This window comes from Streptomyces sp. A012304 (assembly GCF_026008495.1).
Taxonomy (GTDB): domain Bacteria; phylum Actinomycetota; class Actinomycetes; order Streptomycetales; family Streptomycetaceae; genus Streptomyces.
Genome location: NZ_BQUN01000112.1, coordinates 317,816 through 343,620, shown reverse-complemented (window position 1 = coordinate 343,620; position 25,805 = coordinate 317,816). Strand labels below are relative to the sequence as shown.

At 70.6% G+C, this 25,805-nt stretch carries 21 protein-coding genes and 4 pseudogenes; 11 read left to right on the top strand and 14 right to left on the bottom strand.

The features are described 5' to 3' along the window. Positions 1-469, bottom strand: a 469-nt coding sequence (locus tag ALMP_RS30300) for an arabinogalactan endo-1,4-beta-galactosidase (protein ID WP_264933999.1), incomplete at its 3' end; no start/stop codon positions are given. 922 nt (positions 470-1,391) lie between these two features. Here ALMP_RS30300 and ALMP_RS30295 point away from each other — a divergent pair. The 3 genes from ALMP_RS30295 (at position 1,392) to ALMP_RS30285 (ending at position 4,997) form a co-directional block, all read left to right on the top strand. Then, positions 1,392-2,459: a GDSL-type esterase/lipase family protein gene (locus tag ALMP_RS30295; RefSeq protein ID WP_264933997.1), complete on the top strand. Its 1,068-nt coding sequence runs from the start codon at positions 1,392-1,394 to the stop codon at positions 2,457-2,459. A 31-nt stretch (positions 2,460-2,490) separates the two neighbouring features. After that, entirely contained in the window at positions 2,491-3,543 is a 1,053-nt protein-coding gene (locus tag ALMP_RS30290; RefSeq protein WP_264933995.1) for a glycoside hydrolase family 5 protein, read from the top strand. A gap of 86 nt (positions 3,544-3,629) precedes the next feature. Beyond that, positions 3,630-4,997, top strand: coding sequence for a ricin-type beta-trefoil lectin domain protein (locus ALMP_RS30285; protein WP_264933993.1), 1,368 nt, complete (start codon positions 3,630-3,632; stop codon positions 4,995-4,997). A 463-nt stretch (positions 4,998-5,460) separates the two neighbouring features. Here ALMP_RS30285 and ALMP_RS30280 read toward each other — a convergent pair whose 3' ends face one another. The 8 genes and pseudogenes from ALMP_RS30280 to ALMP_RS30245 form a co-directional block, all read right to left on the bottom strand. After that, a complete protein-coding gene (locus ALMP_RS30280; protein WP_264933991.1) occupies positions 5,461-6,249 on the bottom strand; it encodes an ABC transporter permease in 789 nt (262 codons plus the stop codon). Then, a complete protein-coding gene (locus ALMP_RS30275; RefSeq protein WP_264933989.1) occupies positions 6,246-7,043 on the bottom strand; it encodes an ATP-binding cassette domain-containing protein in 798 nt (265 codons plus the stop codon). Before ALMP_RS30275 ends, ALMP_RS30280 begins: the two co-directional genes overlap by 4 nt. A gap of 67 nt (positions 7,044-7,110) precedes the next feature. Then, positions 7,111-7,215, bottom strand: a pseudogene (locus ALMP_RS30270) (hypothetical protein); the annotation flags it as partial. Positions 7,216-7,284: 69 nt separating this feature from the next. Then, a complete protein-coding gene (locus tag ALMP_RS30265) occupies positions 7,285-7,659 on the bottom strand; it encodes a hypothetical protein (protein WP_264933987.1) in 375 nt (124 codons plus the stop codon). 586 nt (positions 7,660-8,245) lie between these two features. After that, a complete protein-coding gene (locus ALMP_RS44210) occupies positions 8,246-8,509 on the bottom strand; it encodes a PTS transporter subunit EIIB (protein ID WP_309299556.1) in 264 nt (87 codons plus the stop codon). Further along, on the bottom strand, positions 8,502-9,365 hold the full coding sequence (locus ALMP_RS30255; protein ID WP_264933985.1) for a PRD domain-containing protein: 864 nt from the start codon (positions 9,363-9,365) through the stop codon (positions 8,502-8,504). The genes ALMP_RS44210 and ALMP_RS30255 overlap by 8 nt, the downstream gene beginning before the upstream one ends. 79 nt (positions 9,366-9,444) lie before the next feature. Beyond that, a complete protein-coding gene (locus ALMP_RS30250; protein ID WP_264933983.1) occupies positions 9,445-10,887 on the bottom strand; it encodes a glycoside hydrolase family 1 protein in 1,443 nt (480 codons plus the stop codon). Positions 10,888-10,897: 10 nt separating this feature from the next. Then, entirely contained in the window at positions 10,898-12,793 is a 1,896-nt protein-coding gene (locus ALMP_RS30245; RefSeq protein ID WP_264933981.1) for a beta-glucoside-specific PTS transporter subunit IIABC, read from the bottom strand. A gap of 786 nt (positions 12,794-13,579) precedes the next feature. Here ALMP_RS30245 and ALMP_RS30240 point away from each other — a divergent pair. Next, the gene (locus tag ALMP_RS30240) at positions 13,580-13,849 is read left to right on the top strand and encodes an HPr family phosphocarrier protein (RefSeq protein WP_264933979.1); all 270 of its coding nucleotides are present in this window, start codon (positions 13,580-13,582) and stop codon (positions 13,847-13,849) included. Between the two features lie 875 nt (positions 13,850-14,724). Further along, positions 14,725-14,965 (top strand): annotated as a pseudogene (locus ALMP_RS30235) (alpha/beta hydrolase); the annotation flags it as partial. A 357-nt stretch (positions 14,966-15,322) separates the two neighbouring features. Here the strand turns inward: ALMP_RS30235 and ALMP_RS30230 are convergent. Beyond that, on the bottom strand, positions 15,323-15,970 hold the full coding sequence (locus ALMP_RS30230) for a TetR/AcrR family transcriptional regulator (RefSeq protein WP_264933977.1): 648 nt from the start codon (positions 15,968-15,970) through the stop codon (positions 15,323-15,325). Between the two features lie 142 nt (positions 15,971-16,112). Between ALMP_RS30230 and ALMP_RS30225 the strand changes: the two genes are divergently transcribed. The 4 genes and pseudogenes from ALMP_RS30225 to ALMP_RS30210 form a co-directional block, all read left to right on the top strand. After that, on the top strand, positions 16,113-17,051 hold the full coding sequence (locus ALMP_RS30225) for an MBL fold metallo-hydrolase (RefSeq protein WP_264933976.1): 939 nt from the start codon (positions 16,113-16,115) through the stop codon (positions 17,049-17,051). A gap of 88 nt (positions 17,052-17,139) precedes the next feature. Continuing rightward, positions 17,140-18,741 carry an MFS transporter gene (locus ALMP_RS30220; protein ID WP_264933975.1) on the top strand — a complete coding sequence of 534 codons (1,602 nt, stop codon included), beginning with the start codon at positions 17,140-17,142 and terminating at the stop codon, positions 18,739-18,741. Beyond that, complete coding sequence (locus tag ALMP_RS30215; protein WP_264933974.1) at positions 18,738-19,682, top strand: fumarylacetoacetate hydrolase family protein; 945 nt, start codon at positions 18,738-18,740, stop codon at positions 19,680-19,682. Before ALMP_RS30220 ends, ALMP_RS30215 begins: the two co-directional genes overlap by 4 nt. Before the next feature lie 63 nt (positions 19,683-19,745). Next, positions 19,746-19,895 (top strand): annotated as a pseudogene (locus ALMP_RS30210) (succinyl-CoA--3-ketoacid-CoA transferase); the annotation flags it as partial. Positions 19,896-20,029: 134 nt separating this feature from the next. On the opposite strand, the gene ALMP_RS30205 reads toward ALMP_RS30210, so the two are convergent. Beyond that, complete coding sequence (locus tag ALMP_RS30205; protein WP_264933973.1) at positions 20,030-20,485, bottom strand: CGNR zinc finger domain-containing protein; 456 nt, start codon at positions 20,483-20,485, stop codon at positions 20,030-20,032. A gap of 100 nt (positions 20,486-20,585) precedes the next feature. Between ALMP_RS30205 and ALMP_RS30200 the strand changes: the two genes are divergently transcribed. Continuing rightward, complete coding sequence (locus tag ALMP_RS30200; protein ID WP_264933972.1) at positions 20,586-21,224, top strand: LysE family translocator; 639 nt, start codon at positions 20,586-20,588, stop codon at positions 21,222-21,224. A gap of 12 nt (positions 21,225-21,236) precedes the next feature. Here ALMP_RS30200 and ALMP_RS30195 read toward each other — a convergent pair whose 3' ends face one another. Next, positions 21,237-22,415 carry a sensor histidine kinase gene (locus ALMP_RS30195; protein ID WP_264933971.1) on the bottom strand — a complete coding sequence of 393 codons (1,179 nt, stop codon included), beginning with the start codon at positions 22,413-22,415 and terminating at the stop codon, positions 21,237-21,239. A gap of 347 nt (positions 22,416-22,762) precedes the next feature. On the opposite strand from ALMP_RS30195, the pseudogene ALMP_RS30190 reads away from it, so the two are divergent. Then, a pseudogene (locus ALMP_RS30190) lies at positions 22,763-23,029 on the top strand (MFS transporter); the annotation flags it as partial. 78 nt (positions 23,030-23,107) lie between these two features. Here the strand turns inward: ALMP_RS30190 and ALMP_RS30185 are convergent. After that, positions 23,108-25,063, bottom strand: a complete 1,956-nt coding sequence (locus ALMP_RS30185) for a helix-turn-helix domain-containing protein (RefSeq protein ID WP_264933969.1) — start codon at positions 25,061-25,063, stop codon at positions 23,108-23,110. Positions 25,064-25,139: 76 nt separating this feature from the next. Then, on the bottom strand, positions 25,140-25,805 hold a 666-nt coding region (locus tag ALMP_RS30180), incomplete at its 5' end, for an SDR family oxidoreductase (protein ID WP_264933968.1).

The window sequence follows — 25,805 nt, the reverse complement described above, 5'->3', positions numbered from 1 at the left end:
GGCTGTAGCTCATGTTCCGCCAGGCCGCGGGCGGGTTCTGCACGCCGACGGAGTTCCAGGTGTCACCGAACATGTAGTCCAGCATGATCGACATCCCGGCGGCCTTGACCCGCTTGGCGAAGGCGGCGACCTCGTTGATGCCGCAGTGCCCGTCCGTCGGACTGCTGGACGGGTTGACGAACGTGCGCAGCCGCACCGCCGTGATGCCGTACCCCTTGAGAATCGCCAGCAGGTCCTGCGTCTGCCCGCTCGCGTTCCTCCAGGAGTAGCCGCGCGCCTCCATCTGCGGCACCCAGCTGATGTCGACACCCTTGACGAAGCCCGCGGCGGCGTGGGCCGGCGCCTCGAGTTCGGCGAGCGCGGCGGCGGTCGCGATCGCCCCGGCGGTCGCGGTGGTGGCTCTGAGCAGCGCCCGGCGGCTGAGCCGCCCGGGACCGGATGCAGAACCGGATGCAGGCGTCGGGGACATGGTCGCTCCTTCCTGTGCGCCGACCGCACACGAGACGTCCCAGTCGGCGCATGTTCGGTCATTGCGGGTGGCAGTTGCTATGGGGTTGTCCGGGCGGGGCTCGGTGGAGGTGGGCCGCCCGTGAACTGGCGCCATCGACGACAGCGACCCCGCCGATGGTGTGAACGTTCACAGTCAGATAAAAAAGCAGGGGGGAATACTCCCGCAAGTTTCCTATCGGCCTTGACCTCTGACGGCTCGTTGGATGGGAGCGTTCACAACAGCTGCCATGCACCACGCAGTTTCCAGACCGCACTCCCGCCTGTCAATCCGTACGCAACGCCAAAGTCACGAATCCGAACAAGCCCGAACACCAGGCTTCGACAGAACCCTTGACGCTACTCCGGCGGCTTCCTACTCTCCGTGGGAGCGATCCCATGCATGCCGGAGTGAACGATCACTTTCCTGCTCCACCAGAGACCCGTTCACTCGGCACCCCCACGCATCGGAGGTCATCGTGACCGACGCACGTCGGCGTCCCGTCTTCACGGCGCGATCGTGGAGGCCGAGAGACCGCTCAAGAGGCCGACTGATCTCCGGCATCACCACCGCCGCCCCGTCGGCCGCACTCGCCGGACTGCCGCAGACGGCGCACGCCGCGACCGCGCGGCAGGTGGAACGCCTCGACCGCGGGCTGACCGGCGTTCACAACGGGAGCGGGAACCTGGTGCCGTGGCGGTGGCTCGCCACCCCGCTCCGCCGTCTACACACACTGAACGAGCCCCACCCGGACGGAGGTTGGCGGACGAGGAGACCGGCACCTGCGCCGACCACGCCTCGTTCGCCGGCACCGCAGCATTGCTCCGGGCGAACGCGCCCGTGACCAGTCGGTCACCGCACCACATCTTCGAACTGCTCCCCGCTCACACGGGAAGGGACTGGCATGCGCAGAACCCGGCACTTACCGCTCCTCCGGATCCTGCTGACCACGCTTCTGCTCGCGCTCGGCATGGCAGTCGCACCGTCGGCCACCGCCGCCCCCGCCGCCCCCGTACGCATCATGCCGCTGGGCGACTCGATCACCGGCTCGCCGGGGTGCTGGCGGGCCCTGCTGTGGAACCGTCTGCAGAGCACCGGATACAGGAACATCGATTTCGTCGGCACCCTCAACCAGCAGGGCTGTTCGCAGGCGTTCGACGGCGACAACGAAGGCCACGGCGGTGAGCTCGTGACCAACGTGGCAAACCGGAACCTGCTTCCCGGCAGGCTCGCAGCCACGCGTCCGGACATCGTTGTCATGCACTTCGGCACCAACGACGTGTGGAGCAGCATCTCCCCCGACACCATCCTCGCCGCGTACACGAAGCTCGTGCAGCAGATGCGGGCGTCGAATCCGGGCATGAAGATCCTCGTCGCGCAGCTGATACCGATGAACCCGTCGGGCTGCACCGGTTGCGCCCAGCGCGTGGTCGCCCTGAACGCACGGATCCCCGGCTGGGCCCGGGCGACCAGTACGAGCCGCTCCCCGGTGACGGTGGTCGACCAGTGGACGGGGTTCAACACCGCCTCCGACACGTACGACGGCGTGCACCCCTCCGCCTCCGGCAACGAGAAGATCGCCGCCCGCTGGTACCCCGCCCTCACCGCCGCCCTCGGCCGCGCCGTGCCGGGCGACCCGGGCGGCGACCCCGCCTGCACCGCCTCCTTCCGGGCCGTCTCAACCTGGGAGGGCGGCTACCAGGGCGAGGTGACGGTGACCAACGCGTCCACGTCCCGCGTCAACGGCTGGACCGCGACCGTCGTACCGGCCGCGGGCGTACGCCTCACCCAGGTCTGGAACGGCGGCCTCGGCACGACCGCCGACGGCAAGGCGACCGTCACCAACGCGTCCTGGAACGGCGTGCTCGCCCCGGGTGCGAGCACCGCCTTCGGCTTCATCGCCGGCACACCGGCGACGGTCGGCACTCCCTCGGCCGCCGTCAGCTGCACGGCACGAGCCGCCATCTACTGAACACCCCGTCCCCCGTCGTATGGGAGCCCCCATGAAATCTTCCACCCGCACCGCCCCACGCGTGGCCGCCGTCATGGCCACCCTCCTGGGCCTGCTCGCCCCCCTGCTCGGTTTCGGCACGTCTGCTCACGCCGCGCCCACCGGCTTCCGCATCCAGAACGGCCGGCTGCTGGAGGCGAACGGGAACGACTTCGTCATGCGGGGCGTCAACCACGCCCACACCTGGTACCCGAGCCGGATCAGCTCCATCGCCCACATCAAGGCCAAGCGCGCCAACACCGTCCGCGTCGTCCTCGCCAACGGTGACCGCTGGACCCGCAACGACACGGCCGACGTGGCGAACGTCGTCTCCCAGTGCAAGCGCAACCGGCTCATCTGCGTCCTGGAGGTCCACGACACCACGGGTTACGGCGACCAGAGCGGGGCGACCACCCTCTCCCGCGCCGCCGACTACTGGATCAGCGTCAAGAGCGCCCTGACCGGTCAGGAGAGCTACGTCATCGTCAACATCGGCAATGAGCCGATCGGCAACAACAACGCCTCCAGGTGGACCGCCGACACCAAGGCAGCCATCCAGAAGCTGCGGAACGCCGGGTTCAACCACACCCTCATGGTGGACGCGCCCAACTGGGGCCAGGACTGGTCCTTCACCATGCGGGACAACGCCGCGTCGGTCTTCGCCGCCGACCGGGACCGCAACACCATCTTCTCGGTCCACATGTACGGCGTCTACAACACGGCCGCCAAGGTCAACGACTACCTGAACCGCTTCGTCGCCGCGAAACTCCCCATCGTGGTAGGCGAGTTCGGTCACAACCACTCCGACGGCAACCCCGACGAGAACGCCATCATGGCGGCGGCCCAGCGGCTCGGCATCGGCTACATCGGCTGGTCGTGGAGCGGCAACGGCAGCGATGTGCAGTACCTGGACCTGGTGACCGACTTCGACCCCAACCGGCTCACCAGCTGGGGCCAGCGCCTCTTCAACGGTGCGAACGGCATCGCCGCCACCGCCAAGGAGGCTTCGGTCTACTCCGGCGCAGCGCGCACCACTTCCCCGACCGCTCCCCCGGCCCAGCGCTGAGCTCGCCTGTCATGCGCACGTCATTCCTTGATCCACCCGCCGACCCGGCTCCCGTAGCCACGACAAAGGTATGGAGGAACAGGACGATGCACCCGAGCGTCACCGATGTCCCGGTGTCCGAGGACACCCGGGCCACCAGGACGAGACGTCGATGGACCGACCGGACGGTCAGGTTGCGGGCGGCCGTGGTCGCGGCCGTGACCGGCCTGATCACCGCGCTGGTCGCGATCCAGCCGGCTTCGGCCCGGCCGGCGTCCGCTCAGGACAACCCGTACGAGCGTGGCCCTGCCCCCACGGTGAGCAGCGTCGCGGCCCAGCGGGGGACGTTCGCCACCGCTGAGTTGACCGTGCCGCCCGGCAACGGCTTCAACGGCGGGAAGATCTACTACCCGACGGACACCAGCCTGGGCACCTGGGGCGCGGTCGCGGCCGTGCCCGGCTACACCGCCAAGTGGGCTGCCGAGGGTGCCTGGATGGGGCCATGGCTCGCCTCCTTCGGGTTCGTCGTGATCGGCATCGACACGAACAGCCCCAACGACTACGACACCGCGCGCGGGACCCAACTCCTCGCCGCGCTGGACTACCTCACCCAGAAGAGTGCGGTGCGTGACCGCGTCGACCCCAACCGGCTGGGCGTGATCGGGCACTCCATGGGGGGTGGCGGCGCCATCAGCGCGGCCGTCAGGCGACCGTCGCTGAAGGCCGCCCTTCCGCTGGCGCCCTTCTCTCCCTCGCAGAACCTGTCCACCCTGCGGGTTCCCACGGTGATCATGGGCGCACGGGACGACGGCACGGTCACCCCGTCCTACCTGGACGGTCTCTACGGCGGCATGCCGGCCGGCACGCAGAGCGCCTTCATCGAGCTCAGCAGCGGCGGTCACGGCTTCCCCACGTGGGGCAACTCGAACGTGACGCGCCGCATGATCCCGTGGCTGAAGATTTTCCTCGACAACGACACCCGCTACACCCAGTTCCTGTGCCCGTCGCTGGCGGACACCAGCGGCGTCTCCCGGTCGAAGCTCAAGTGCCCGTACGTGCCGCCCGGCGGTACGACCCCGCCGCCGCCGAGCGGCGGGCCGATCGTCGGCGCCGCTTCCGGCCGCTGCCTCGAGGTACCCAACTCGTCGCAGACCAACGGCACCCAGGTCCAGCTGTGGGACTGCCTGGACCGGGCCGGCCAGAAGTGGACCCGCACCGCCGCCGGGGAACTGCGCGTCTATGGCACCAAGTGCCTGGACGCCGAGGCCTCGGGAACCTCTCCCGGCACACGGGTCGTGATCTGGGACTGCCACGGCGGACAGAACCAGCAGTGGAACGTCAACTCGAACGGCACGATCACCAGCGCACGTTCCGGCCTGTGTCTGGACGCGTACAACGCCGGTACCGGCAACGGAACCCAAGGGGTCCTGTGGAACTGCAACGGCGGTGCCAACCAGCGGTGGGCCCTCGGATAAAGCGGGTCGAAGCCTGTCCGTGAGGAGGGACCAAGCCGAAGTGCCGGGCAGCCCCCGGCACTTCGGTCGGCACCCGATGGTGCTCAGGCGGGTTCCCCGACCAGCGGTGGATGCGTCGGAGCGCGCGAGCACCTCGCGCACCGCGTCCGCGAGTGCGGGAGCCGTGCTCGCGTCGGCGTCGGGATGCCCACGACCAGTCCTTCCTCGGTCACGAACTGACCACCGGTGAACGGCCGCTCGTCGCGTCCGGCTCGTCGCCGTCGACGGAGAGCTCCTCGTGGCCGGGGGCCGCGCCTGGCGGTCGGCGAGTGCGGTGATCACGGACCAGGGGCCGGGAACCGACAGCATCTGGTCGAACTGATGGATGCCCGTGCCCCATGAGCCCCGCTCGGCATCCGTCAGTTGCACCTGCGTGATCACAAGGGGATACGCACCAGGGGAAGCCCGTCGAGCGGTGGGAGTATCAGGCGTCCCGCTTGACGAACAGGGTTCCCCACAGGGCGAGCAGGGCGGCGCCGTAAGCGGTGAAGACCAGACCCCCCGCGAGGGGCCGGAGCGGTGCCGGGCCGCCGTCGAGGGGCGTCTGTGAGCTCACGGCCATCATGCGTTCGCCCGCTGTGAACGGCAGGTAGGCGGACAGTGATCGGATCGACTCGAAGGCTTCCATCCCGAGGATCAGGGATATCAGGCCCTCAATGATCACGGGAACGGTGATGAGCAGCACGATGGCCGCCGGGATGCTGCGGGTGATGCCGGCGAGCGCGAGCCCGAACAGCGCGCAGACCACGAGGAACACCACATAGCCGACGGCCACCCGGCCCATCTGGGGCCCGGTGAAGACCTCCTCGGCGCTCGGTCCGCCCACCAGCAGACCGATCCCCAGGCTCTCGGCGACCAGGAGCGCCCCGACCACCACGGCCACCGCGGCCACGACCAGGGCCTTGGCGGCCCACAGGTGCACGCGGCGCGGGAACGCCGTCAGCGAGGCGCGGATCGTCCCGTACCGGTACTCGTGCCCCGTGGCGAAAACGCCGATCAACACCATGAAGACGAAGATCAGCGGGATCATGCCGGTACCGCCGCTGAGCGCCGACGCGGCCGCGTCTCCGGCGAGCGGCGCGTCGCGGCTCTTGCCACTCAGGGTGAGCACGAGCGCCAACAGCCCCTGGGCGACAACGGACAGCCCGATCAGCCACCACGTGGACCGCAGGGTGGTGAGCCGAACCCATTCGTAGCGCAGTGCGCTGGTCATCGCGTTCCTTCCGGGGTGTCGGGGGTGCTCGCCGCAGCGGCCTCTCCCATCGATCGGGGTGCCGCGGAAGTGGCGACGAACTGCTCGGCGTCGGCCGTCGCGTCGAGGAACGCCTCCTCCAGCGTGGCCGCGCGGTCCGTGAGCTCGTGCAGCATGATCTGGTGGGCGTACGCGAGTTCCCCGATACTCGCCCGGTCCGCGCCGCTGACCGCGATCGCGGTGCTGTCCACGCGTTCGACACCGGCGCCTTCGGCCAGGAGCAGCTCGGCCAGCTCGTCGATGCGCGGGCTCTGGACCACGACGACACTGCGAGAGCTCTTCGTCACGAAGTCGGCCACCGATTCGTTCGCGATCATCCGGCCCTTGCCGATCACCACCAGGTGGTCCGCCATCAGGGCCATCTCGGCGAGCAGATGGCTGCTGACGAAAACGGACCGCCCGGACGCGGCGAAGTCCTTGAGGAAGCCGCGCAGCCAGTTGATGCCCTGCGGGTCGAGTCCGTTGGCCGGCTCGTCGAGGATCAGCGTGTGCGGGTCGCCGAGCAACGCGGCCGCGAGCCCCAGCCGTTGGCCCATACCGAGGGAGAAACCCTTCGGCTGCTTCTTCGCCACCGACTCCAGCCCGACCAGGTGGAGTACCTCATCGACCCGCGCGTCCGGCACGCCCGCGGCCGCGGCGAGCATCCGCAGGTGGCTGCGCGCCTTGCGGGTCGGGTGGAAGGCCTTCGCGTCCAGCAGGGTGCCCACCTCGCGCATCGGGTGGCGAAGGTCCCGGTACGGCTTGCCGCTGAACAACGTCCGTCCGCCCCCCGGCGTCCAGGCCGAGCATGAGCCGGATCGTGGTCGACTTGCCGGCCCCGTTCGGACCGAGGAAGCCCGTCACCCGGCCCGGGCGGACCTCGAACGAGAGGTCATCGACGGCGACCGTGGCGCCATAGCGCTTGTACAGGCCCGTTGCTTCGATCATGCCCGCTCCCCCGCGGTCGTGCAGTCGTCGGTTCGGGCCGTGTCGGGCCCGGTCACAAACGCGCCCATGTCAGCGCTCGAACTTCCAGGTGACGCGCGGAGCCGTGGATCCGGCGACCTCGACCACGCTCACCGGCACAGTGACCCGGGTGCTGCCGGACTTCGCCGTGCAGGTGATCTTCGTGTTCTTCACCGCCGCGAGGTCCGGGCACGACACAGCGTGGATCTCCTTTCCGATCCACGGCAGCGGGTGGTACCAGGTCTCGATGTGTGTCGCCACGAGATCGCCGCTGAGGCCCGGGTGATCCTGCACCTTCGCGTACCCGCCGCCGGCGGGATCGGCGGTGTTCTTCTGCACATTCATGCCCTCCAGGGCGAACGTGCCTGCGACAGCGCCGGCGACGGTGACCGCTACCGCGCCGACGACGATTACCTTGGCTTTCATACTGACCTCCAGGTCCGGATGGGTACGGAGGCAACCCTCGCCGCCCGCACCCCCCAACCGCCTCGGCCGAAAGGCCACGGTCCCCGCAGGCCGCGACGTCCGGGTCGGCCTTTCGGCCGACCCGACCGGGCTCCACCCACAAGATCGCGGACAGCCCATACGGATGGTCTTCGGGCCGGCGATGTCACCACGCTCCGAGCCACCCAGCCCTCGGGCCTGGATGAGACTCCGGATCTGCTCTCTGATCGCCCGGAACCTCGCCGGGGACCATGGAGGAGGGCCAGGCCACCTGCCGCAGTACGCGCTGCGCAACCCTGGCTTCGAGAACGTCGCGAACTCGCAGATCCGAGCGTGACAATTGTCGTCCGGTCCGGGCCATCGCTGGGACAGAAATCCTCGACGGGCTCAGGGAACTGCTGCTCTCCTGGCACTCCCCGCTGGTTGATGCGGCGGCCCGGCAGCGCGTCGACGATCTCAAGTCGAACGGGGGCATGGCCTCGGGTGGCCAGGGGCACGCGCCACGGTCCCGCCGGCCGTCCGCGGGCTGCCTGCCGGGGTGAAGGGTGGAAGTCGCCGGGGGGACGTGTCAGGGAATGGCGGTGTCGCCGAGCGCGTCCCGCAAAGCCGCGAACAGCCGGAAGAGGTCACGCCGGGGCGCGACGTGCAACTCGTCCGCCTGCCAGGTGATGAACGCCACGAGGGGGTGAGCGCGCAGCGCGTCGATGTCCGCGGCTGCCGGGTCGCGCAACCGGAACCGCAGACGGACGAAGCAGTGCGTCAGCCGGGTGACGTTCTCCCGACCGCCCACCCCTCGCAGGATCACGTCCGCGCCGTGGGCGCCGCTAGGCATCGACACGGTCGCCCTCCGACGGGTCGCACTGCGCCGTGAGGCGGCTGACGTGCAGCGCGAGATAGAGGATCTCCTCCCGGCCGACCTGCCAGTCGAACAGTTCCTCCATCCGGCGGGCCAGCCGCTCCGCGCAGGCGTACTCCAGCGGCCTGGTGTTCCTGACCGCCTCGCCGATCTGGTCACCCACTTCGGGAGCCTGCTTGCCGTCCCGGGCGCGCAGGAAGAGGTAGCGCAGATGCGCGAGGAACCGCGCCGCATCCAGCGAGCGCTGGTCGATCGCGACTCCCAGGTCCTCACCGATCATCTGGAGCGCGGTCCGCAGCCACTGCGTCATCTGCACGGTCGCCGCGATGTCGCCGGATCCGATCTGCGCGTTGACGAAGTGGAGGGCCAGCGGCAGCGCCTCGGTCTCGTCCAGCCGTACCCCGAGCCGCCTCTCGATGATCTCCAGGGCCGCTGTGCCCATCTCTGTCTCCGCCGGATACAGGTTCTCGATCTCCCACTTGAGCGGGTACTCGATCACGGCTCCGGTGCGGGCGCGGGCGAGCGCCACATGGACGTGGTCGGCCAGGGGAAGCAGGATGTGCTCGCTGATCTTCTCGCCGAGCCGCCGCCGGGCGGCGGCGACGACCTCTTCCATGACCTCGATCACACCGAGCGGGATCTCGGCGGCCAGGGCGGCGAGGCGCTCGGCGGGCATCGCCTGCGCCACGAACCGGCGCTCGACCCGGCCGGCGTCCACGACGTCCCCGGGCTTGACCTGGAAACCGAGCCCCCGCCCCAGGAACACGGTTTCGGCACCGTGCTCGTCGATCCCGAGCACGACGTTGTTGTTGAAGATCTTCTTGACGAGCATGGTTACGGAGTCCTCACTGACCTGGCCCCCGGGGCAGAGTACCTGGCCCCCGGGGCACAGCCGGGTCGGGTTGCGGGTGCTACGGTCTCCCGTCGCGGCGCAGCAGGACGGCACCCTGGCTGCGAATGACGTCGGCGTACCAGCCGAAGGACTTCTTGCGGTGACGGGCGAGGCTGCCGTTGCCGTCGTCGTCGCGGTCGACGTAGACGAACCCGTAGCGCTTGCTCATCTGCGCGGTGCTCGCGCTGACGAGGTCGATGCAGCCCCAGGTGGTGTAGCCGAGGACGTCGACACCGTCGGCGATCGCCTCCGCGACCTGGACCAGGTGGTCGTTCAGGTAGGCGATGCGGTAGTCGTCGTTCACCGTGGGCCGGCCGTCCGCATGGATCAGTTCGTCCTTGGCGCCGAGACCGTTCTCGACGATGAACAGCGGCTTCTGCCACCGGTCCCAGAACTGGTTCAGCACGATGCGCAGACCGGTCGGGTCGATCTGCCATCCCCACTCGCTGGCCCGGAGCGTCGGGTTCGGGACACCGCCCATGATGTTGCCCTCACCCGCCTCGCGCCGCTCGGGATCGGCGGTCTCGCAGACGCTCATGTAGTAGCTGAACGACACGAAGTCCACGGTGTGCGTGAGCAGTTCGCGGTCCTCGTCGGTGATGTGGAGCTCGATGCCGTTCTCCCGCATGTACCGCAGCGCGTAGCCCGGGTACGCGCCGCGTACGTGCACGTCGCCGAACATGAGGTTGGCGTGGTCGGCGTGCAGCGCGGCGAGGACGTCGGAAGGGTCGGGGGTGAGCGGGTAGACGGGCAGGGCGAGCACCATGCAGCCCACCCGCGCGTCCGGCGCGGTCTCGTGGGCGATCTTGGTGGCCAGGGCGCTGGCCACCAGTTCGTGGTGGATGGCCTGGAAGAGGTCCTGGCGGGACAGCTCCTCCTTGGGCGTCGTGATGGCGCCGCTCATGAAGGGCGCGTGGAGCACGGAGTTGATCTCGTTGAAGGTCAGCCAGTACTTGACGCGCCGGCCGTAGCGGTCGAACAGCACGCGGACGTAGCGCTCGTAGAAGCCGATCATCTCGCGGCTCGCCCAGCCGTTGTACTTCTCCGCGAGCGCCAGCGGTGTCTCGTAGTGGGAGATCGTGACCAGCGGTTCGATCCCGTGCTTCTCCAGTTCGTCGAGGACACGGTCGTAGAAGGCCAGGCCTTCTTCGTTGGGCAGCTCGTCGTCGCAGTCCGGGAAGATCCGGCTCCAAGCGATCGAGAAGCGGAAGACGGTAAAGCCCATCTCGGCGAAGAGGGCGATGTCCTCGGCGTAGCGGTGGTAGAAGTCGATGCCCTTCAGTTTGAGGTTGTCGGGCGTGGGGTGGGGGGTGCGCGGGCCCGCGAGGCCGCGGGGCAGGACGTCCTGGATGGAGACACCCTTGCCGCCCTTGTCGTGGGCGCCCTCGATCTGGTTGGCGGCTGTCGCGCCGCCCCAGAGGAAACCGTCCGGGAAGGGGCGGGGCGCGGTCGGGTCGGTCACGTGTGTCTCCTCAGCCGACGAGGTCGAGTGCGGCGTCGCGGGCCTGTACGTCACCGGTGATCGCGGGCACGACGGCGGTGTGTCCGCCCTGGTCGGTCACGATCAGTACGGTGATCGGGTCGTAGCCCGCGTCCGTGAGCACCTGGAGGTCGACCTCGGTCAGCAGATCGCCGGCGTTCACACGCTGCCCCTGGGTGACGACGGGGGCGAAGCCCCGGCCCTGCAACTCGACGGTGTTGAGGCCGATGTGCACGAGCACCTCGACGCCCGAGTCGCTGCGGATGCCGAACGCGTGCGGCATGACGCTCACCAGGGTGCCGCTCAGCGGCGCGTACACCTTGCCCTCGCTGGGAATGACCGCCAGGCCGGAGCCCATGGCGCCGGAGGCGAACACCTTGTCGGGGACCTCGGCGAGCGCGACGACCTTCCCCGCGACGGGTGCCGCGAGGGTCGCCGTTCCGGCGTCGGACACCTTGCTGTCGGAGGCCTCGTCCGCGGTGTCGGCGGCGCTCCCACTCGCCGCGGGCAGGTCCTTGAAGCCGATGAGGAGGGTCAGCGCGAAGGCGATGACCATGCCGGCGGCACAGCCGATCAGCTGGAGGGCGAAGCTGCCGGCGTTCAGGGTGGAGGTCAGGGTGATCGCGCCGGGCAGAACGAAGCTCGTCGCCGCCGAGCCGCCCGCCGCCGCGATGCCACCGCCGACCGCGCCGCCCACGCAGGCGAAGACGAACGGGCGCTTGAGGCGGAGCGTGACACCGTAGATCGCCGGCTCGGTGATCCCGGCGAGGAAGCCGGACAGTGCGGCCGGTCCGGCCACCGCCTTCAGGTCGCGGTTGCGCGTCCGGAGGAACACCGCGAACGTGGCCGCGGCCTGGGCGAGGACCGGTGCGAACAGCGCGCCCGCCAGGTCCGTGTGGCCCGTGGTCGCCAGTTGCTGGAAGGCGATCGGAATGAAGGCCCAGTGGAGGCCGAAGACGACGAAGACCTGCCACAGACCGCCGAGCACCGTGCCGGCCGCCCAGGGGGACAGACCCCACAGATCGCCGACACCGGACGCGAGGCTGTCGCCGGCCCAGGTCGAGACCGGCCCGATGGCGAGGAAGGAGACGGGCACGACGAGTGCGAGCGTGAGCAGCGGCGTGCCGAAGTTGCGCACCGTCGCGGGCAGCACTCGCTCCACCAGTCGCTCCACGTGCGACTGGAAGTACACCGCCAGGATGGCCGGGACGACGGCGGACAGGTAGTTGGCCATGACGACCGGGATGCCGAGGAAGGTCAGCTTGCCCCCTTGCTGGGCGAACGCCTGCAGCGTCACACTCGCGCCGTGCGCACCGGGCATGACAGCGACGGTGGCAGAGTAGACGAGGGCACAGGCGATGACGATCGCCGTGAACTGGTTCGCCTTGAAGCGCTTGGCGGCGGTGACGGCCAGCAGGATCGGCAGGAACTGGAACACCGCGTCGGCCGCGGCGAACCAGATGGCGTACGTCGACGTGGTGCCGAAGCCCGGGCTGATCTTCACCGCGACCGCGAGGAGTGCCTTGAGCAGCCCCGCGGCCGCCAGGGTCCACAGGAACGGGAGGAAGATGCTGGTGACGAGGTCGATCACGCGGGAGAGCGGACCACCGGAAGAGCCACCGCCCACCCCGTCCACGCCCTGGGCGACGACCGCCTCGTAGACGTGGCCGACGGTGTTGCCGATGACGACCTGGAACTGGCCGCCCGCCTCGACGACCGTGATGACACCGCTGGTGGATTCGACGGCGGCCTTGTCGGCCCTGGACGGGTCGACGAGCACGAAACGCAGTCGGGTCGCGCAGTGAGTCAGGGATCTGACGTTGTCCTTGCCACCGACGCCCCGCAGGACCTCTTCGGCGATCGATGCGTACTTGCTTGTAGTTGTCACGGCTCCTCCTCGAGCCCCGCTGCCCCGGAACCGCGTGCCGATTGGCGGCAACAAAAAAACCCAAGCCGTGACCCTGCGAGCCGCTTGGGGAAGCGGCGGGTCCCGGCTTGGGTTTTGCCTGCGGTCCAGTAACAATCCCAGCCTTGGTAAGACACCCGTGGATGTCTTGCGGCGAGACAGTAGACACCGTTCTCATTTGGTGTCCAGACGCCGGGCATCACATTTTCCCTATGGGTGATCCCTGTGGTGTGGCGGTGGTCTCATTGACGCCGGGACGGACTCGCGGCTACGGTACGCGGCACGGATTGTGACCGGCGTCAGCCGGGCAAGACCTGGGACGAGTTGTCGTAAGGCAGCTGCTCCCGGGTCTTTTTTTGTGCGGATACGCCTGGGCGACCGAACGCGACGAGGAGTGGTGCATGCGGATGTGTGGCATCCGATCGGGGATCCCCGGGGGCGAAGGGGCCACCGCCTACGGCGCCGGTGACAGCCCTGTATCGGTGAAATGTGCACCGCGTCGGACCACGGCTCGGTCGGACAGATCACCGGCGTTGTCAGCCACCACTTCCAGAAGCCGGACGACTCACCGACGCATCTCACGATGTCCCGGACTTTCCTCGGCCATGACAGCCTGTCGGCTTTCGGAATCATCCGGCCCCGCGCCGAGATCGTCGTCGGGCTTCGTATCTCCGATACCCGTCCGGCGGCCCGGTGTTGCCCAATATCCGCCTTTCCCGGTGCCGTGAATTGAACGACGCCTGCAGACAGAACCCAAGGAGTGAAAAAATGCCGGAGCGCTACGCGACCGTCCTGTGCTCACAGGGGCTGCACGCCCGACCTGCGGCCGCCTTCGCCCGCGCGGCAGCGAAGATGAGCCATCGCATCACCATTCGCAGGACAGACGGCGACCCGGTCCCGGTGAGCAGCACTCTCATGCTGATGAGTCTGGGCCTGAAGGAAGGCGAGGAGGTCGTTCTCACCTCCGACGACGAGACAGCCGGGCCCGCGCTCGACCAGTTGGCGGCCCTCCTCGCCACGGATCTCGACGTACGGTGATGACCGCCATGGACGCCTCCAGACCGGTGTCCCGACTCGGGCTCGGGCACTCGGCCACTGTCGCCCGGTGAGGGGCCGCAGGGCATCGGGCATCGACCCACTGGACGCCTTGGGCAGTCCCGTCCGCGGCGGCGCAGGACCACCGCTCACGAGCGGATGCCCTCCCGTTGCCTGCGCCATCGACCCGGTCCATCTCGTCCAGCTCTTCGGCATCCACCCAAGATCGCCGTCAAGTACGTGCATGCCCGGCACCAGGACAACGCCCTGTCGAAGATCCGCTGACCGGCGAGACCGACCACCGCCTCGGCTGCCGCTCGCCGCGGAGTCGTGCGCCTGCTGACTCTGTCCGTAGTGGCACGGGAGATCCCTGCGCCACCTTCTCGAGGCCGGCTACAGCACTCGCCGACGGAACAGCCCCGCGGATGTCCCGGGCCGACTTACCCAACTCTGCTGAGAAGGCGCGTGGCGGCCGGGCTGGTGCGGCGGCACCGGCGGCAGGACGGCCGTCGGGTCGGCCGCGCCCGCCGTGGCGGACGGCGGTGATGGCGTGCCCGTGGTCGGTGCCGCGGGTGGCGACAGCGATCTTCACGGGCGGTCCGTCGAGCGGGACGAATCGAACGTCCGGGTGTGGGGAGAAGCGGTTGGCGGCCTCGGCGTGCAGGGCTGTGCGGCCGGTGGTCGCCACGGCTCCCGTATCGCGGCGGGGGTGCGCAGGGCGCCACGGCTGCGGGACCCATCGGAGGCAGGGCCGGACCATGCTTCGAGCGCGGGATGGGCGAGGGCGGTAGGCAGCCACGGGCTGTCCCCGACGTCGGCCTCGGTCGGCGTCGGCGAAAGGGGAGCGAGCGGGGACGACCACGACCCGGGACTTGGCCATCGACAACAAGGTCCGCGCGCTGATCCTGCAGAACCAGTGGGATTCCCAGACCCCGTTGGCCGGCGCTCAGGGCCTGCACCGTGTGCTGAAGGGCTCGAAGATGGTCACGGTCGCCGGAGGCGTCGGACACGGCGTGTACGGTTTCAAGTCGTGCGCGGACAAGACGGCCACGACCTACCTGACCACCGGCGAAGCCGGCGAAGGACGTGACCTGCCGGACCGCTCCAGCCACACGCTAGCAGGACGCCAACCCGAGTCCGACGGCGTCGAATCCGGCGGACGCGCAGGGCACAGAATCTCAGCCCCTGGCAGCAAACCCGCCTTGAAGCCCGTTCCCCTCACGAGTTCCGAGCTCGCATCCTCCGCGGTGCTTCACCAGGCAAGATGTCGAAGGGCCCCACCGCGAGCGGTGGGGCCCTTCGATGCTCTCCGTGTCCCGAAGCTCCTCCGCGTATTCGGACTCTGAGGTCAGTGCGGCGAACGAGATGCAGGGCGCGCTGTCAGACCAATGCCGCACCGCGCGGGCGCGGCGCGCGAATCGGCGCCGTGTCACCGGCAAGGCGGCTGGCAAGGACGTCGGCAGGTGAAGGGAACCGTCAGGGTTCCCCGGCGTGTGCCTCGTCGGCGAGAAGGCCCAGCAGGATGATGTCGAGCGCCCCGGCGAGGCGCTCGTGCAGGTCGAAGGGGGCCGGTTCCTCGCGGATCCAGCGCAGGATCGTCGAGAAGTAGCAGGCGGCCAGCAGTTGGCCGGCCTGGTCGCAGTCGACGCCCGCCCTGATCTCCCCGCGTTGCCGCCCTTGCTCGACGATCCTGGCGAGTTCGATGTCCAGGGACGGGTCCTGCAGGAGGTGCCCGTACCGCGCCGAGGCGTCCATCAGAACGGTGGTCTCTGCACGCGAGGCGACGTTGAGGTCCCCCATCTCCTTCAGGTAGCGGCGCAGCCGGTCGCCGACCGGCAGGTCCTCGGCGTGCTCCGCGCCGAGGATCTCGGCGACGCGGGCACGGCGGCGGACTCCCCATTCCTCGAGGAAGCCGACCTTCTGTGCGAAGTGGTTGAAGACGGTGGCCCGGGCGACATCGGCGGCCTCGGCGATTTGCTCCATGGTGGTCGCCTCGTATCCCTGGGCGACGAAGAGACCGACCGCCGTCTCATACAGCTGGTCGTGCAGCTTCCGACGCCTGCGCTCCTGGCGCCCGACGGCCGCGCCGCCCTCGGAGGCGGCTGCCGCGTCCCGGATCTTCATGGCCCCCAGTACAACACAAGGCCGCACGGCTCTTGACCCCTCCCCGGCACCTATCTAGATTCCTCTCCACTACTGGACTCCAGTCCAGCAGTGGATGAGAGTCTCGCTCTGCTGATCGCGGGACGCTGAACAAGGAGGCAACGTGGCTTCCGTGACATCCCGGACGGGCTGTATCGAGCTCGGACACGGCTGTTACGCCTGGATCGCGGGCGATGTCGGATGGGGCATGAGCAACGCCGGGCTGATCACCGGCCGGGGCGCGTCGCTGCTCGTCGACACCCTCTACGACCTGCGGCTGACCAAGACCATGCTCGATGCGCTGGCGCCGCTCACCACCCCGGCACCGATCTCCACCGTGGTCAACACCCACGGCAACGGCGACCACTGGTTCGGCAACCAGCTCGTGGCCCACGCCGAGATCATCGCGGCCCGCGGGTCCGTGGCGGACATGCGGCAGGTGGGCCCCGCCGAAATGCGAGCGCTGACCAGCATGGACAGCCCGGCCGGACACTTCGCCCGCCGGATCTTCGGCCGCTTCGACCACACCGACATCGAACCCGTCCTCCCGAACCGGGTCTTCGACGGCGAGACCGTCCTCGACATCGGCGGGACGGAGGTCCGCCTCATCGACGTCGGGCCCGCGCACAGCGCCGGCGACACGATCGTCCACGTGCCACACGCCCGGACCGTCTACACCGGCGACATCGTCTTCGCCGGAGCGGCGCCGGTCGTCTGGCACGGTCCCTTCACCCGCTGGCTCACCGCCTGCGACCTGCTGCTGGGCCTCGACGCCGACATCGTCGTACCCGGCCACGGCCCCGTCACCACCAAACAGGCCGTCCGCGTGATCCGCGACTACCTCGAATACGTCCACGAGCAGGCCACCGCCCGCTTCACCGCCGGCATGCCCGCCATGGACGCCGCACGCGACATCCGCCTCGGCCGCTTCGCCGACCTGGACGAGAGCGAACGCCTCGCCGTCAACGTGAACACCGTCTACCGGGAGCTCGACCCCTCACTGCCCCCGCTCGACGGCCCCGGCCTGTTCGGCTGCATGGCCGAACTCTGCCCCAGCCTCTGAAGCCCCTGACGCCGCTCCCCGCATCAACGGCTCTCCCCTCCGTCCCCCTCGGGCCGCACGACCCGCCAACCCTCCCCAAGGAGGAGACATGGTCTCCACCCCTGCCTACGACCCACCCGCCGCCCCGCCGTCCGACGCCGCACCGGCCGCTACGACGCGCCACACCGGCACGATCATCGCCGGCTGTCTGGCCGTGTGCCTCGCCCAGATCGGACTGGTCCTGCCCGCCGCGATCAACGGCGAGATGCAGCGCACCCTCCACACGTCCGGTGCGGAACTGACCTGGATCAGTGACGCCTTTCTGGTGCCTGCCGCCGTCCTGGCGCTGACCTTCGGCGTCGTGGGCGACCGCTACGGCCGTAAGAAACTCGTCGTCGGCGCGGCGCTGCTGGCCGCCGTCGGCTACCTGGTGTCCGCCACCTCCGACACCCCGGCTCAGCTGATCACCGGCCAGGCGATCTCCGGCATCGGAGCCGCCGCGCTCTTCCCCGCCTCCCTGACGATGATCACCGCGATCACGACCACACCGGCCGCACGCGCCAGGGGCCTGGCCTCCTGGACCACGGCCCTGTCGCTCGGTGCCTTCCTCGCCCCCCTCATGTCCGGCGGCATCGTCGAGCACGCGCCGTTCCAGTGGGCGTTCGGCGTGACCGGCGTGCTCGCCGTGATCACCGCCGTGGCGGCCTGGCTGCTCGCCACCGAGTCCAGCGCCCCGGAAGGCCGCTCGCTGGACTGGCCGGGGCAGATCACCATCGCCGTGGCCATGCTCGCCCTGCTCTACGGCATCATCCAGGGTCCCTCGGACGGCTGGGGCTCGGCCCCCGTCGTGGCGTCCTTCGTCACCTTCGCCGTCTTCATCGCCGTGTTCATCGTGGTGGAGAACCGCAGCGCGGCCCCGATGCTGCGGCTGGCCCTCTTCCGTATCCCGGCGTTCGCAGCGTCGGCCGCGATGGCGGTGATCGGCATGCTGGGCTTCCTCGGCGGCGCGTACGACCTGAGCATCCGCCTCGGTGTCATCCAGCACCAGGGCCCCTTCGAGGCCGCGATCCCGGTCATGATCATCCAGGCGTGCACGCCGTTCATCTGGCCCCTGCTGGTCCGTCTGCTGCACCGCATCGGGCCCGGCCCCATGCTCGTCACCGGCTTCCTGGCGATGGCCGTGGGCCAGTTGTGGCTGCGTGCGCTGCCGATCCACGAGACCGCTCTGCTGCCCATGCTGGGCCCGCTGATCCTGAACGGCGTCGGTTTCGGCCTGGTCGTCGCCGCGATCACCGCCGCCGCGGTCAACGTCGTACCGCAGAATTTGACCGGCATGGCGGCAGCCACCACCAGCCTGGTCCGCGACCTCGGCCAGACCCTCGGCCCGGCCGTCGTCGGCGCCGTCGCCCTCGGCATGGCCGCCGGACAGCTGACCGGGAGCCTCGCGGATGCCGGACTGACCCCGAAGGAGCACGGCATCGCCTCAGCCGTCCTCCACGAGGGCGGCCCGCTGGCCCTGCACACCGCCGACCTCGGGCCACTCAGCGCCAAGCTCGCCCCCTACACCACCGACGCCCTGGCCCACGGCTACAACAACGGACTGCTCCTCACCGCCGCCGCCTGCGTGACCGCCGCCCTGATCGCCGCCGTCTTCGTCGGCTTCCGACCGAGCGGCACCGCGCCGGCCGAGGCGGAGGGGAGCACGGCGTGAAGTTCGCAAGCTTCGTCCATGACGGGAAACGGCAGTCGGGAGTCGTCGCCGACGACCAACTCCACCCCTTCGAACACCCCGTCGACCTGCTGGACCTGATCGTGGAGGGCGAGGAAGCCCTGCGCGGAGCGGGAGAACGCGCCCTGACCGCCTCCCTGCCCGTGCCCCTGGCCGACGCGCGCCTGCTGCCTCCACTGCAGCCGCCCACCGTTCGCGACTACATGACCTTCGAGAGCCATGTCGCGGGCGTCGCCCGGGGATACGGCGACACCGTTCCCGAGGAGTGGTACGTCGCACCCGCGTTCTACTTCACCAACCCCTACGCGATGATCGGCGCCCACGACGACGTGCCGGTACCGCCGGGCTGCGGGCGCTTCGACTTCGAACTCGAAGTCGCCGCCGTCATCGACAAGGCGGGCCGGGACCTGACACCCCAGCAGGCCCGCGACCACATCCTCGGCTACACGATCCTCAACGACTGGTCCGCCCGCGACCTCCAGGGCCGCGAAATGAGGGTCAAACTCGGCCCGGCCAAGGGCAAGGACACCTCCACCACCCTCGGCCCCTGGCTCGTCACCGCCGACGAACTCGAACCCCACCGCGACGCCGACGGCTTCCTCGACCTCGCCCTCACCGTCGCCGTCAACGGCGAGACGATCGGCCAGGACCGACTGGCCAACATGGCCTGGACGTTCGAGGAGATGGCCGCCTACGCCTCCCGCGGCACCTGGATCCGCCCCGGCGACGTCCTGGGCTCCGGCACCTGCGGCAACGGCGGCTGCCTGGCCGAACTCTGGGGCCGGGGCGGCGTCCTCGAACCCCCGCCCCTCGTGCCCGGCGACACCGTCACCATGACCGTCGAGGGCATCGGCACCATCACCAACACCGTCGTGGAGGGCGTCGCCCCGGCGCCTCTGCCACCTGCTCGCCGCAGGCGATGACCACCACCGTGCGATGCGTTCCGGCACCGGAGAAAGGCGTCGGGCTGTGCGGCTACCACCGCGCTCATCAACGCCCTGCACGCCCAGGCCGTCGGCGGACTGCGCGTGGTCTCCGACAACCGCGGCGGGGACGGCCAGGGCCTCGACGTCCGGTTGACGGCCGGCCGGATCGCCCGGGTGACCGGCTCCTGCGTCGGCGAGACCAAGCAGTTCGACGCACCTTGATCGCGGGTGAGCGCACGTCGTCACGGCTGCGGCCGGACATCCCGGAAGAACCCCGGGGCAGCGGCCGTCCGCAAGGAGACCGCCCGGTTCACGAGCATCGCCATCCGGTACGCAGAGCAGTATCACCGGCGCCGCGTGCGGTCGCGGTGCGCCGAGACGTGGACCCGCGTGGCGCACAGGCGAGAGCAGTAGGCGCGGCGGCCGTTTCGGGACACGTCGACGAAGACGGCGCGGCAGTCCGGGGCCGAGCACCGCCCGAGACGGCAGGGGTCCGTCTCGGTGAGTACCAGCGCGAGCCCGGCCGCTGTGGCGGCCCGCACACGCGTGACGACGTCGGCGTTCTCGTCGGCGTAGTGCAGGTGCGGCGGCTGGCCGTCGTGTGTGGACACGTACGGGCGGGCCGCCGCGTCGCTCAGCAGCCGGTTGACGGCATCGACCTGTTCCGTCCTGGTGTGGGCCGCGAACGCCTCCCACAGGCGTGGGCGCCAGGCCAGCAGCTGCTGGAGCTGCTCGTCGGTCAGACGGGGCGCGCGACCCGGTGCTCGACGAGCAGCGTCTCGACAGTGCGGGCATCGCAACCGTCGTCGAGATTGGCCAGAGCCGCCGCCATCAGTGCCGCGCCTGCGACCTCCTCCCCGTGCTGCCGTCCGGGCGGGCAGCCGGTGGCGGTGAGCCGGGGTGCTAGGGCTCAGCTGGGCCCGGCTGGGCTCCTTCGTCGCGATGTGCCTGATCCTCGCGGCGACCCCGGGCGCAAATCTCACGGTCGTGCTGGGCTGCGCGCGACAGGGCGGCCAGCGTGCCGCGGTGGCCGCCACGGTCGGCTTGACGCTGGGCAAGGTCTTCTGGGCGGCGGGCTCCGTCCTCGGACTCGCCGCGCTGCTGGCGACCTCGCGCGTGGCCTACGACACACTCCGCCTGGCGGGCGCCGCCTACCTGGTCTGGCTGGGCGTGCAGGCCCTGCGCTCGGCCCGGCGCCGGTCGGCGCTCCGGCGCCCCGAGGGTGCGGCGCCCTCTCTCTCCGCGCTCGGCGGATTCCGCCGCGGTCTGATCGGCGACCTGCTCAACCCCAAGGTGGGGATCTTCTACACCACCGTGTTCCCTCAGTTCATCGGGCCGGACGATGCCGTCGTCCCAGCGGCGGCCGCGCTGCTCGTCGCTCACGCCGCGGTGCTGATGACGTGGTGTCCGGGGATGAGTTGTCTGCTGACCCGGATGGGCCGCCGCGTCGCGAGACCCGGAGTCTCGGCAGCGCTCGACAGGATCATGGGTTGTGCGCTCATCGGGCTCGGCATTCGACTGGCCGTCGTTCCACTCTGAAAGGTCGTTCCTTCAGGACGTGCGCGTGGGGAACGCTGCCCGTACCTCCCAGCCTCCGCCGTCCCGCGGCCCGGCGTTCAGTGCGCCGCCCAGGGCGGTCACCCGTTCCTCGAGACCGACGAGGCCGAAGCCGCCGCCGTGCGCGGCCGCCGGGAGTTGGGTGCCACCGCGGCCGTCGTCCGCCACCGACACCTCCAGGCGGTCGGCGTCCTCCCGCAAGCGGACTTCGATGTGTGCGGCGTCGGCCGCGTGCCGACGGATGTTGGTCAGCGCCTCCTGGACGACGCGGAAGGCGGCGGCCTGCACCTCGTGGGGAAGATCGGGGGACAGGCCGGGGTCGCTGTGCAGAGTGACCCTCTGGCCCGGGGCGGCGAAGCCGTCGAGCAGTCCGGTGATGCCCGCGAGGTCGCCGACCGGGCGGCGGTCGGCCGCATCGGGACCGGTCTCGCGCAGTACGCCGACCGTGCGGCGCATCGAGGCGAGGGCCTCGGTCGCGGCGCGTTCGATGCAGGCCAGGACAGGGTCGAGGTCCTGCGGCTGGGTGGTCGCCATCATGCGGGCCACCTGGGTCTGCACGAGGATTCCGGTCACGTGGTGGGCGACGAAGTCGTGCAGGTCGGCGGCGATGGCCAGGCGTTCGCTGCGCCGGCTGTCGCTGACGGCGACGGTGCGGCGGTAGTCCATCGCGCGCAGATAGCCCGCGAGCCCGGCGATGAGGCCGACCAGCAGCAGCCCGACCATCGACAGGCCCAGTCCCTCACTGCCCAGCGTCACGTCGGCGCGCACCGGCAAGGTGAGCAGCGCCCCCGCGTCGAGGACGCCGCACCCGACGGCCCAGCGCGGCGGGCAGTGCCGTACCGCGATGAAGAGCAGGCACAGCAGGATCACGATCTCGCCCGGGCCGAACACGATCGTCTCTTGGATCAGCAAGGACGCGGCGGTGAGGAGGGCCGAGACGACAGCGGGCACGGCAGTGCGGATCTGCGGCGTGAGCCACTCGGGCCGCCGCCCGACCGGCCACAGCACGGCGGCCAGCCCGACGAGCACCACGGCCAGCGTCGGCCACACGAGTCCTGCCAGCGGCAGGACGCTCGTTCCGTCGGCGCTGTAGAGAACGTCGACGACGCACGCGGCGAGCAGGGCACCGACGGCGAGGCCACGGGCGCAGCCCCGGGCGGAAGCGGTCTTCATGCCGATCACCGTAGACCGGAGCACCGGTAGCGGGATCGGCCGAATGGCCGAGGGCCCGGCGGGTTCCGGCCCGCGACCCTGACCGTTCGGCCAAGGTGCGCACCCGGGCGGGCGGGCGGGAGTGGATCCGCATCCTCACCACAGACCTCAGGAGTACGCGATGCAGCGCGGCAAATTCCTCATCGGTGCCGTCGGTGGCGCAACCGCCGTGGTTGCGCTCGGCGGACTGGGCACCCATCTGCTCTCCGGCACCGAGTCGACCACTGGCCTCGGCGACCACAGCACGGTGTCGGTGGAAGGCCACCGGGCGCTCGCGGCGGACGTCGTCGCGGGCCGCACCGAGAGCGATGCGCTACTCCGGCGCCTCCATCGGCGCCCAGTTCGCCTCGGTCGCGGCGGGCGCGCCGGCACCGCTCATCGCCACCGCGCTGCTGGCCGACTACGACAGCTCCACCCCGATCGCCCTGTACGTGATCGCCGCGGCCCTGCTCACGGTGGTCGCCGTGGCCGCGGCCCAGGAGACTCGTCACCGCGATCTGGCCGACGTCGAGCCCTCCGCCGACGCGGGACGGCGGGCGGCGGACACCTCGGCGGCGGGGACCCGCGTCGTCTGATCCCCGGCCCGCCCGGGCGGCCGTGCGCACCCGCCTGCCCGCGCCCACCCCGTGTACCGCGCCCGCGCGTGCACGGGGTCAGCGCGGGATCGGATCCGCCAAGCGGTGGAGTCTCAGAGCGAGTTGTATCTCCAGGGTACGGTCGGGATCCTGCCAGTCGTCGCCCAGGAGGCGGCCGACGCGTTCGAGGCGTTGGGCCACGGTGTTGACGTGGACGTGGAGCGCGTCCTTGGTGCGGGCCGGGCTCATGCCGCAGGCGAAGTAGGCGTCGAGGGTGCGCACGAGGTCGGTGCCGCGCCGTTCGTCGTAGGCGACGACCTGGCCGATGGTGCGGTCCACAAAGCCCGCCACGTCCCGGTCCCCGGCGAGCAGCAGCCCCAGGAATCCGAAGTCCTCGGCTGCCGCGCCGTCGCCGGAGCGGCCCAGCAGCCTCAGGGCGTCCAGGCAGCGGCGGCCCTCCCGGTACGCGGCGACCAGCCCCTCCGGGCGGGCGACCAGGTCGCCGACCGGTGCGGAGGCACCGACGGTGACGGCCTCGTGGACGGCGGTGCCGAGGTGGCGGGCGGTGCGCCGGGCCACCTCCGTCGCGGTGTCGCCGGGATCCAGGGGCAGCAGCAGGACCGTGCCGCCGTCGCGGGCCGCCGCCAGGCCGTGCCGGGTGGCGGCGAGGTGGGAGGCGGCGGACCACAGGCGCCGGCGGGCGGCCGCCTCCTGGTCGGCGTCGGCCGCGGTGGCGTCCAGACGGGCGGCGAGGACGACATGGGTGGCGTCCAGGTCGGCGCGCAGCCGGGAGGCGCGCTCGCGCAGCAGGCGTGGATCGCGGACGCGGGCGTCCAGGAGATCGTCCAACAGCTCTCCGCGCACACGCTGTTCGGCTTCCGCCGCGGAGCGGCGGGCGAGGAGCAGCAGCGAGGTGACCATCGCGGCGCGCTCCAGGGTGCGCTGGTCGACGGGGTCGAGACCGGGCTGGCCGCGCAGCAGGAGCGCGCCGAGCAGTTCGCCCCCAGCGGCGACGGCGGCGATCCAGTCGCCCTCGTGCCGGACGGCGTGTCCCTCGGCACAGGAGGTCTCCAGGGCAGCGGCCGGTGCGACGGCCACCTCGGCGAACTCGACCGTGCCGTCGAGGACCTCGGAGACCGCTGCGGCCACGTCATGCACCCCGCCGCCCCGCAGCACCAGTTCGGCGAGCCGGTCGTGGACCTCGGAGGCGCGCTCGATGACCCCGCTGCGGTCCCGGATGATCTCGTTGGCACGCTCCAGGCCGGCCAGGGCGGAGCGGGTCTCGGTGAGCAGGTTGGCGGTGTCGATGGCGGCCGCGGCGAGCGCTGCGAAGGAACTGAGCAGCGCGATCTGCTCGCGTTCGAAGACGCGGGCGCGCCGGTCGGCGGCGAACAGCACGCCGATCACGTTCGCCCCCAGGGTCAGGGGCACGCCGAGGATGGCGACCAGGCCTTCGTCGCGCACGCCGGCGTCGATGGCCGCCGTGTGCCGGAGGCGGTCGTCGCGGAAGTAGTCGTCGGTGACGTACGGGCGGGCGGTCTGGGCGACGAGGCCGCCGAGCCCCTCCCCCATCCCCAGGCGCAGCTGCTGGAAGCGGGCGGCGACCGAGCCCTCGGTGACCCGCATGTAGGTGTCGCCGCGCTCCGGGTCGTGCAGGCTGAGGTAGGCGACGTCCGTACCGAGCAGCGAGCGGGCGCGCTGCACGATCGCCCGCAGCACGCCGTCCACGTCGCGCGGGCCCGCCAGGTCGTGCGCGGTCTCGAAGAGCGCCGACAGCTCGGCCTCCCGCCGGCGGCGTTTCTCCAGCTCCGAGCGGACCCGCAGCGCGAGCAGCTTGGCGTGTTCCAGCGCCGCGACCGTCTCGGCGGGGCGTCCCTCGGCGCGCGCGTGCAGCACCGGCCGCTCGTAGGCCTCGGCGGCCGCGCCGCGGGCGAGCAGCTCGAGGAATGGCGCCTCGACACCGTACACGGCGCCCGAGGCGGTCTCGGCGTCGCCGGTGGAGCGCTGGACCGGCTGCACACGATCGCGGGACATGCTCACAGGATTCCTCATCACCGGGCCGGCCCGGCAGCCCTGTGGAAAACTCCGCACGCCCCGTCCGACGGGCCGCTCAGTGGGCGGTCCAGCCGCCGTCGAGGACCAGCGAGGTGCCGGTCACGAACGATGCCCACGGGCCGCACAGGTAGGCGACGGCCTCGGCGACCTCCTCCGGTTCGATGAGCCGTTTGACGGCGCTGTCCCGCAGAAGCACCTCGGTGAGCACGCGCTCCTCGGGCAGGCCGTGCGCCCGTGCCTGGTCGGCGAGCTGTCGCTGCACGAGGGGGGTGCGCACATAGGCGGGATTGACACAGTTGGAGGTGACACCGTGGGCCGCGCCTTCCAGGGCGGCGGTCTTGGACAGTCCCTCCAGCCCGTGCTTGGCGGCCACGTACGCCGACTTGTAGGCCGAGGCCCGCAGCCCGTGCACGGAGGAGATGTTGACGATACGGCCCCAGCCCTGCCCGTACATGTGGGGCAGGGCGCCGCGGATGAGCCGGAACGGCGCCTCCAGCATCACGGTGAGCACCGTGTGGAAGACGTCCGGCGGGAACTCCTCGAGAGGCCGCACGAGCTGGAGGCCGGCGTTGTTGACCAGAACGTCGGTTCCGGCGGCGGCGAGTTCGGCGGCGTCCAGGTCCGTGAGGTCCAGGACGTGCGGCTCGACGGCCCCCGGGAGGCCGGAGGCGCTGTCGGCGAGGGCCTCCAGGCCGGTGGTGTCCCGGTCGACGGCACGCAC

What these genes read in the sequence shown, in the direction of transcription:
- ALMP_RS30220 (WP_264933975.1), top strand. Translation starts at nt 17,140, where the DNA reads ATGGTCTCCACCCCTGCCTACGACCCACCCGCCGCCCCGCCGTCCGAC.
- ALMP_RS30240 (WP_264933979.1), top strand. Translation starts at nt 13,580, where the DNA reads ATGCCGGAGCGCTACGCGACCGTCCTGTGCTCACAGGGGCTGCACGCC.
- ALMP_RS30280 (WP_264933991.1), bottom strand. Translation starts at nt 6,249, where the DNA reads ATGACCAGCGCACTGCGCTACGAATGGGTTCGGCTCACCACCCTGCGG.
- ALMP_RS30185 (WP_264933969.1), bottom strand. Translation starts at nt 25,063, where the DNA reads ATGTCCCGCGATCGTGTGCAGCCGGTCCAGCGCTCCACCGGCGACGCC.
- ALMP_RS30285 (WP_264933993.1), top strand. Translation starts at nt 3,630, where the DNA reads ATGCACCCGAGCGTCACCGATGTCCCGGTGTCCGAGGACACCCGGGCC.
- ALMP_RS30255 (WP_264933985.1), bottom strand. Translation starts at nt 9,365, where the DNA reads ATGCTCGTCAAGAAGATCTTCAACAACAACGTCGTGCTCGGGATCGAC.
- ALMP_RS30265 (WP_264933987.1), bottom strand. Translation starts at nt 7,659, where the DNA reads ATGAAAGCCAAGGTAATCGTCGTCGGCGCGGTAGCGGTCACCGTCGCC.
- ALMP_RS30295 (WP_264933997.1), top strand. Translation starts at nt 1,392, where the DNA reads ATGCGCAGAACCCGGCACTTACCGCTCCTCCGGATCCTGCTGACCACG.
- ALMP_RS30290 (WP_264933995.1), top strand. Translation starts at nt 2,491, where the DNA reads ATGAAATCTTCCACCCGCACCGCCCCACGCGTGGCCGCCGTCATGGCC.
- ALMP_RS30230 (WP_264933977.1), bottom strand. Translation starts at nt 15,970, where the DNA reads ATGAAGATCCGGGACGCGGCAGCCGCCTCCGAGGGCGGCGCGGCCGTC.
- ALMP_RS30195 (WP_264933971.1), bottom strand. Translation starts at nt 22,415, where the DNA reads ATGAAGACCGCTTCCGCCCGGGGCTGCGCCCGTGGCCTCGCCGTCGGT.
- ALMP_RS44210 (WP_309299556.1), bottom strand. Translation starts at nt 8,509, where the DNA reads ATGCCTAGCGGCGCCCACGGCGCGGACGTGATCCTGCGAGGGGTGGGC.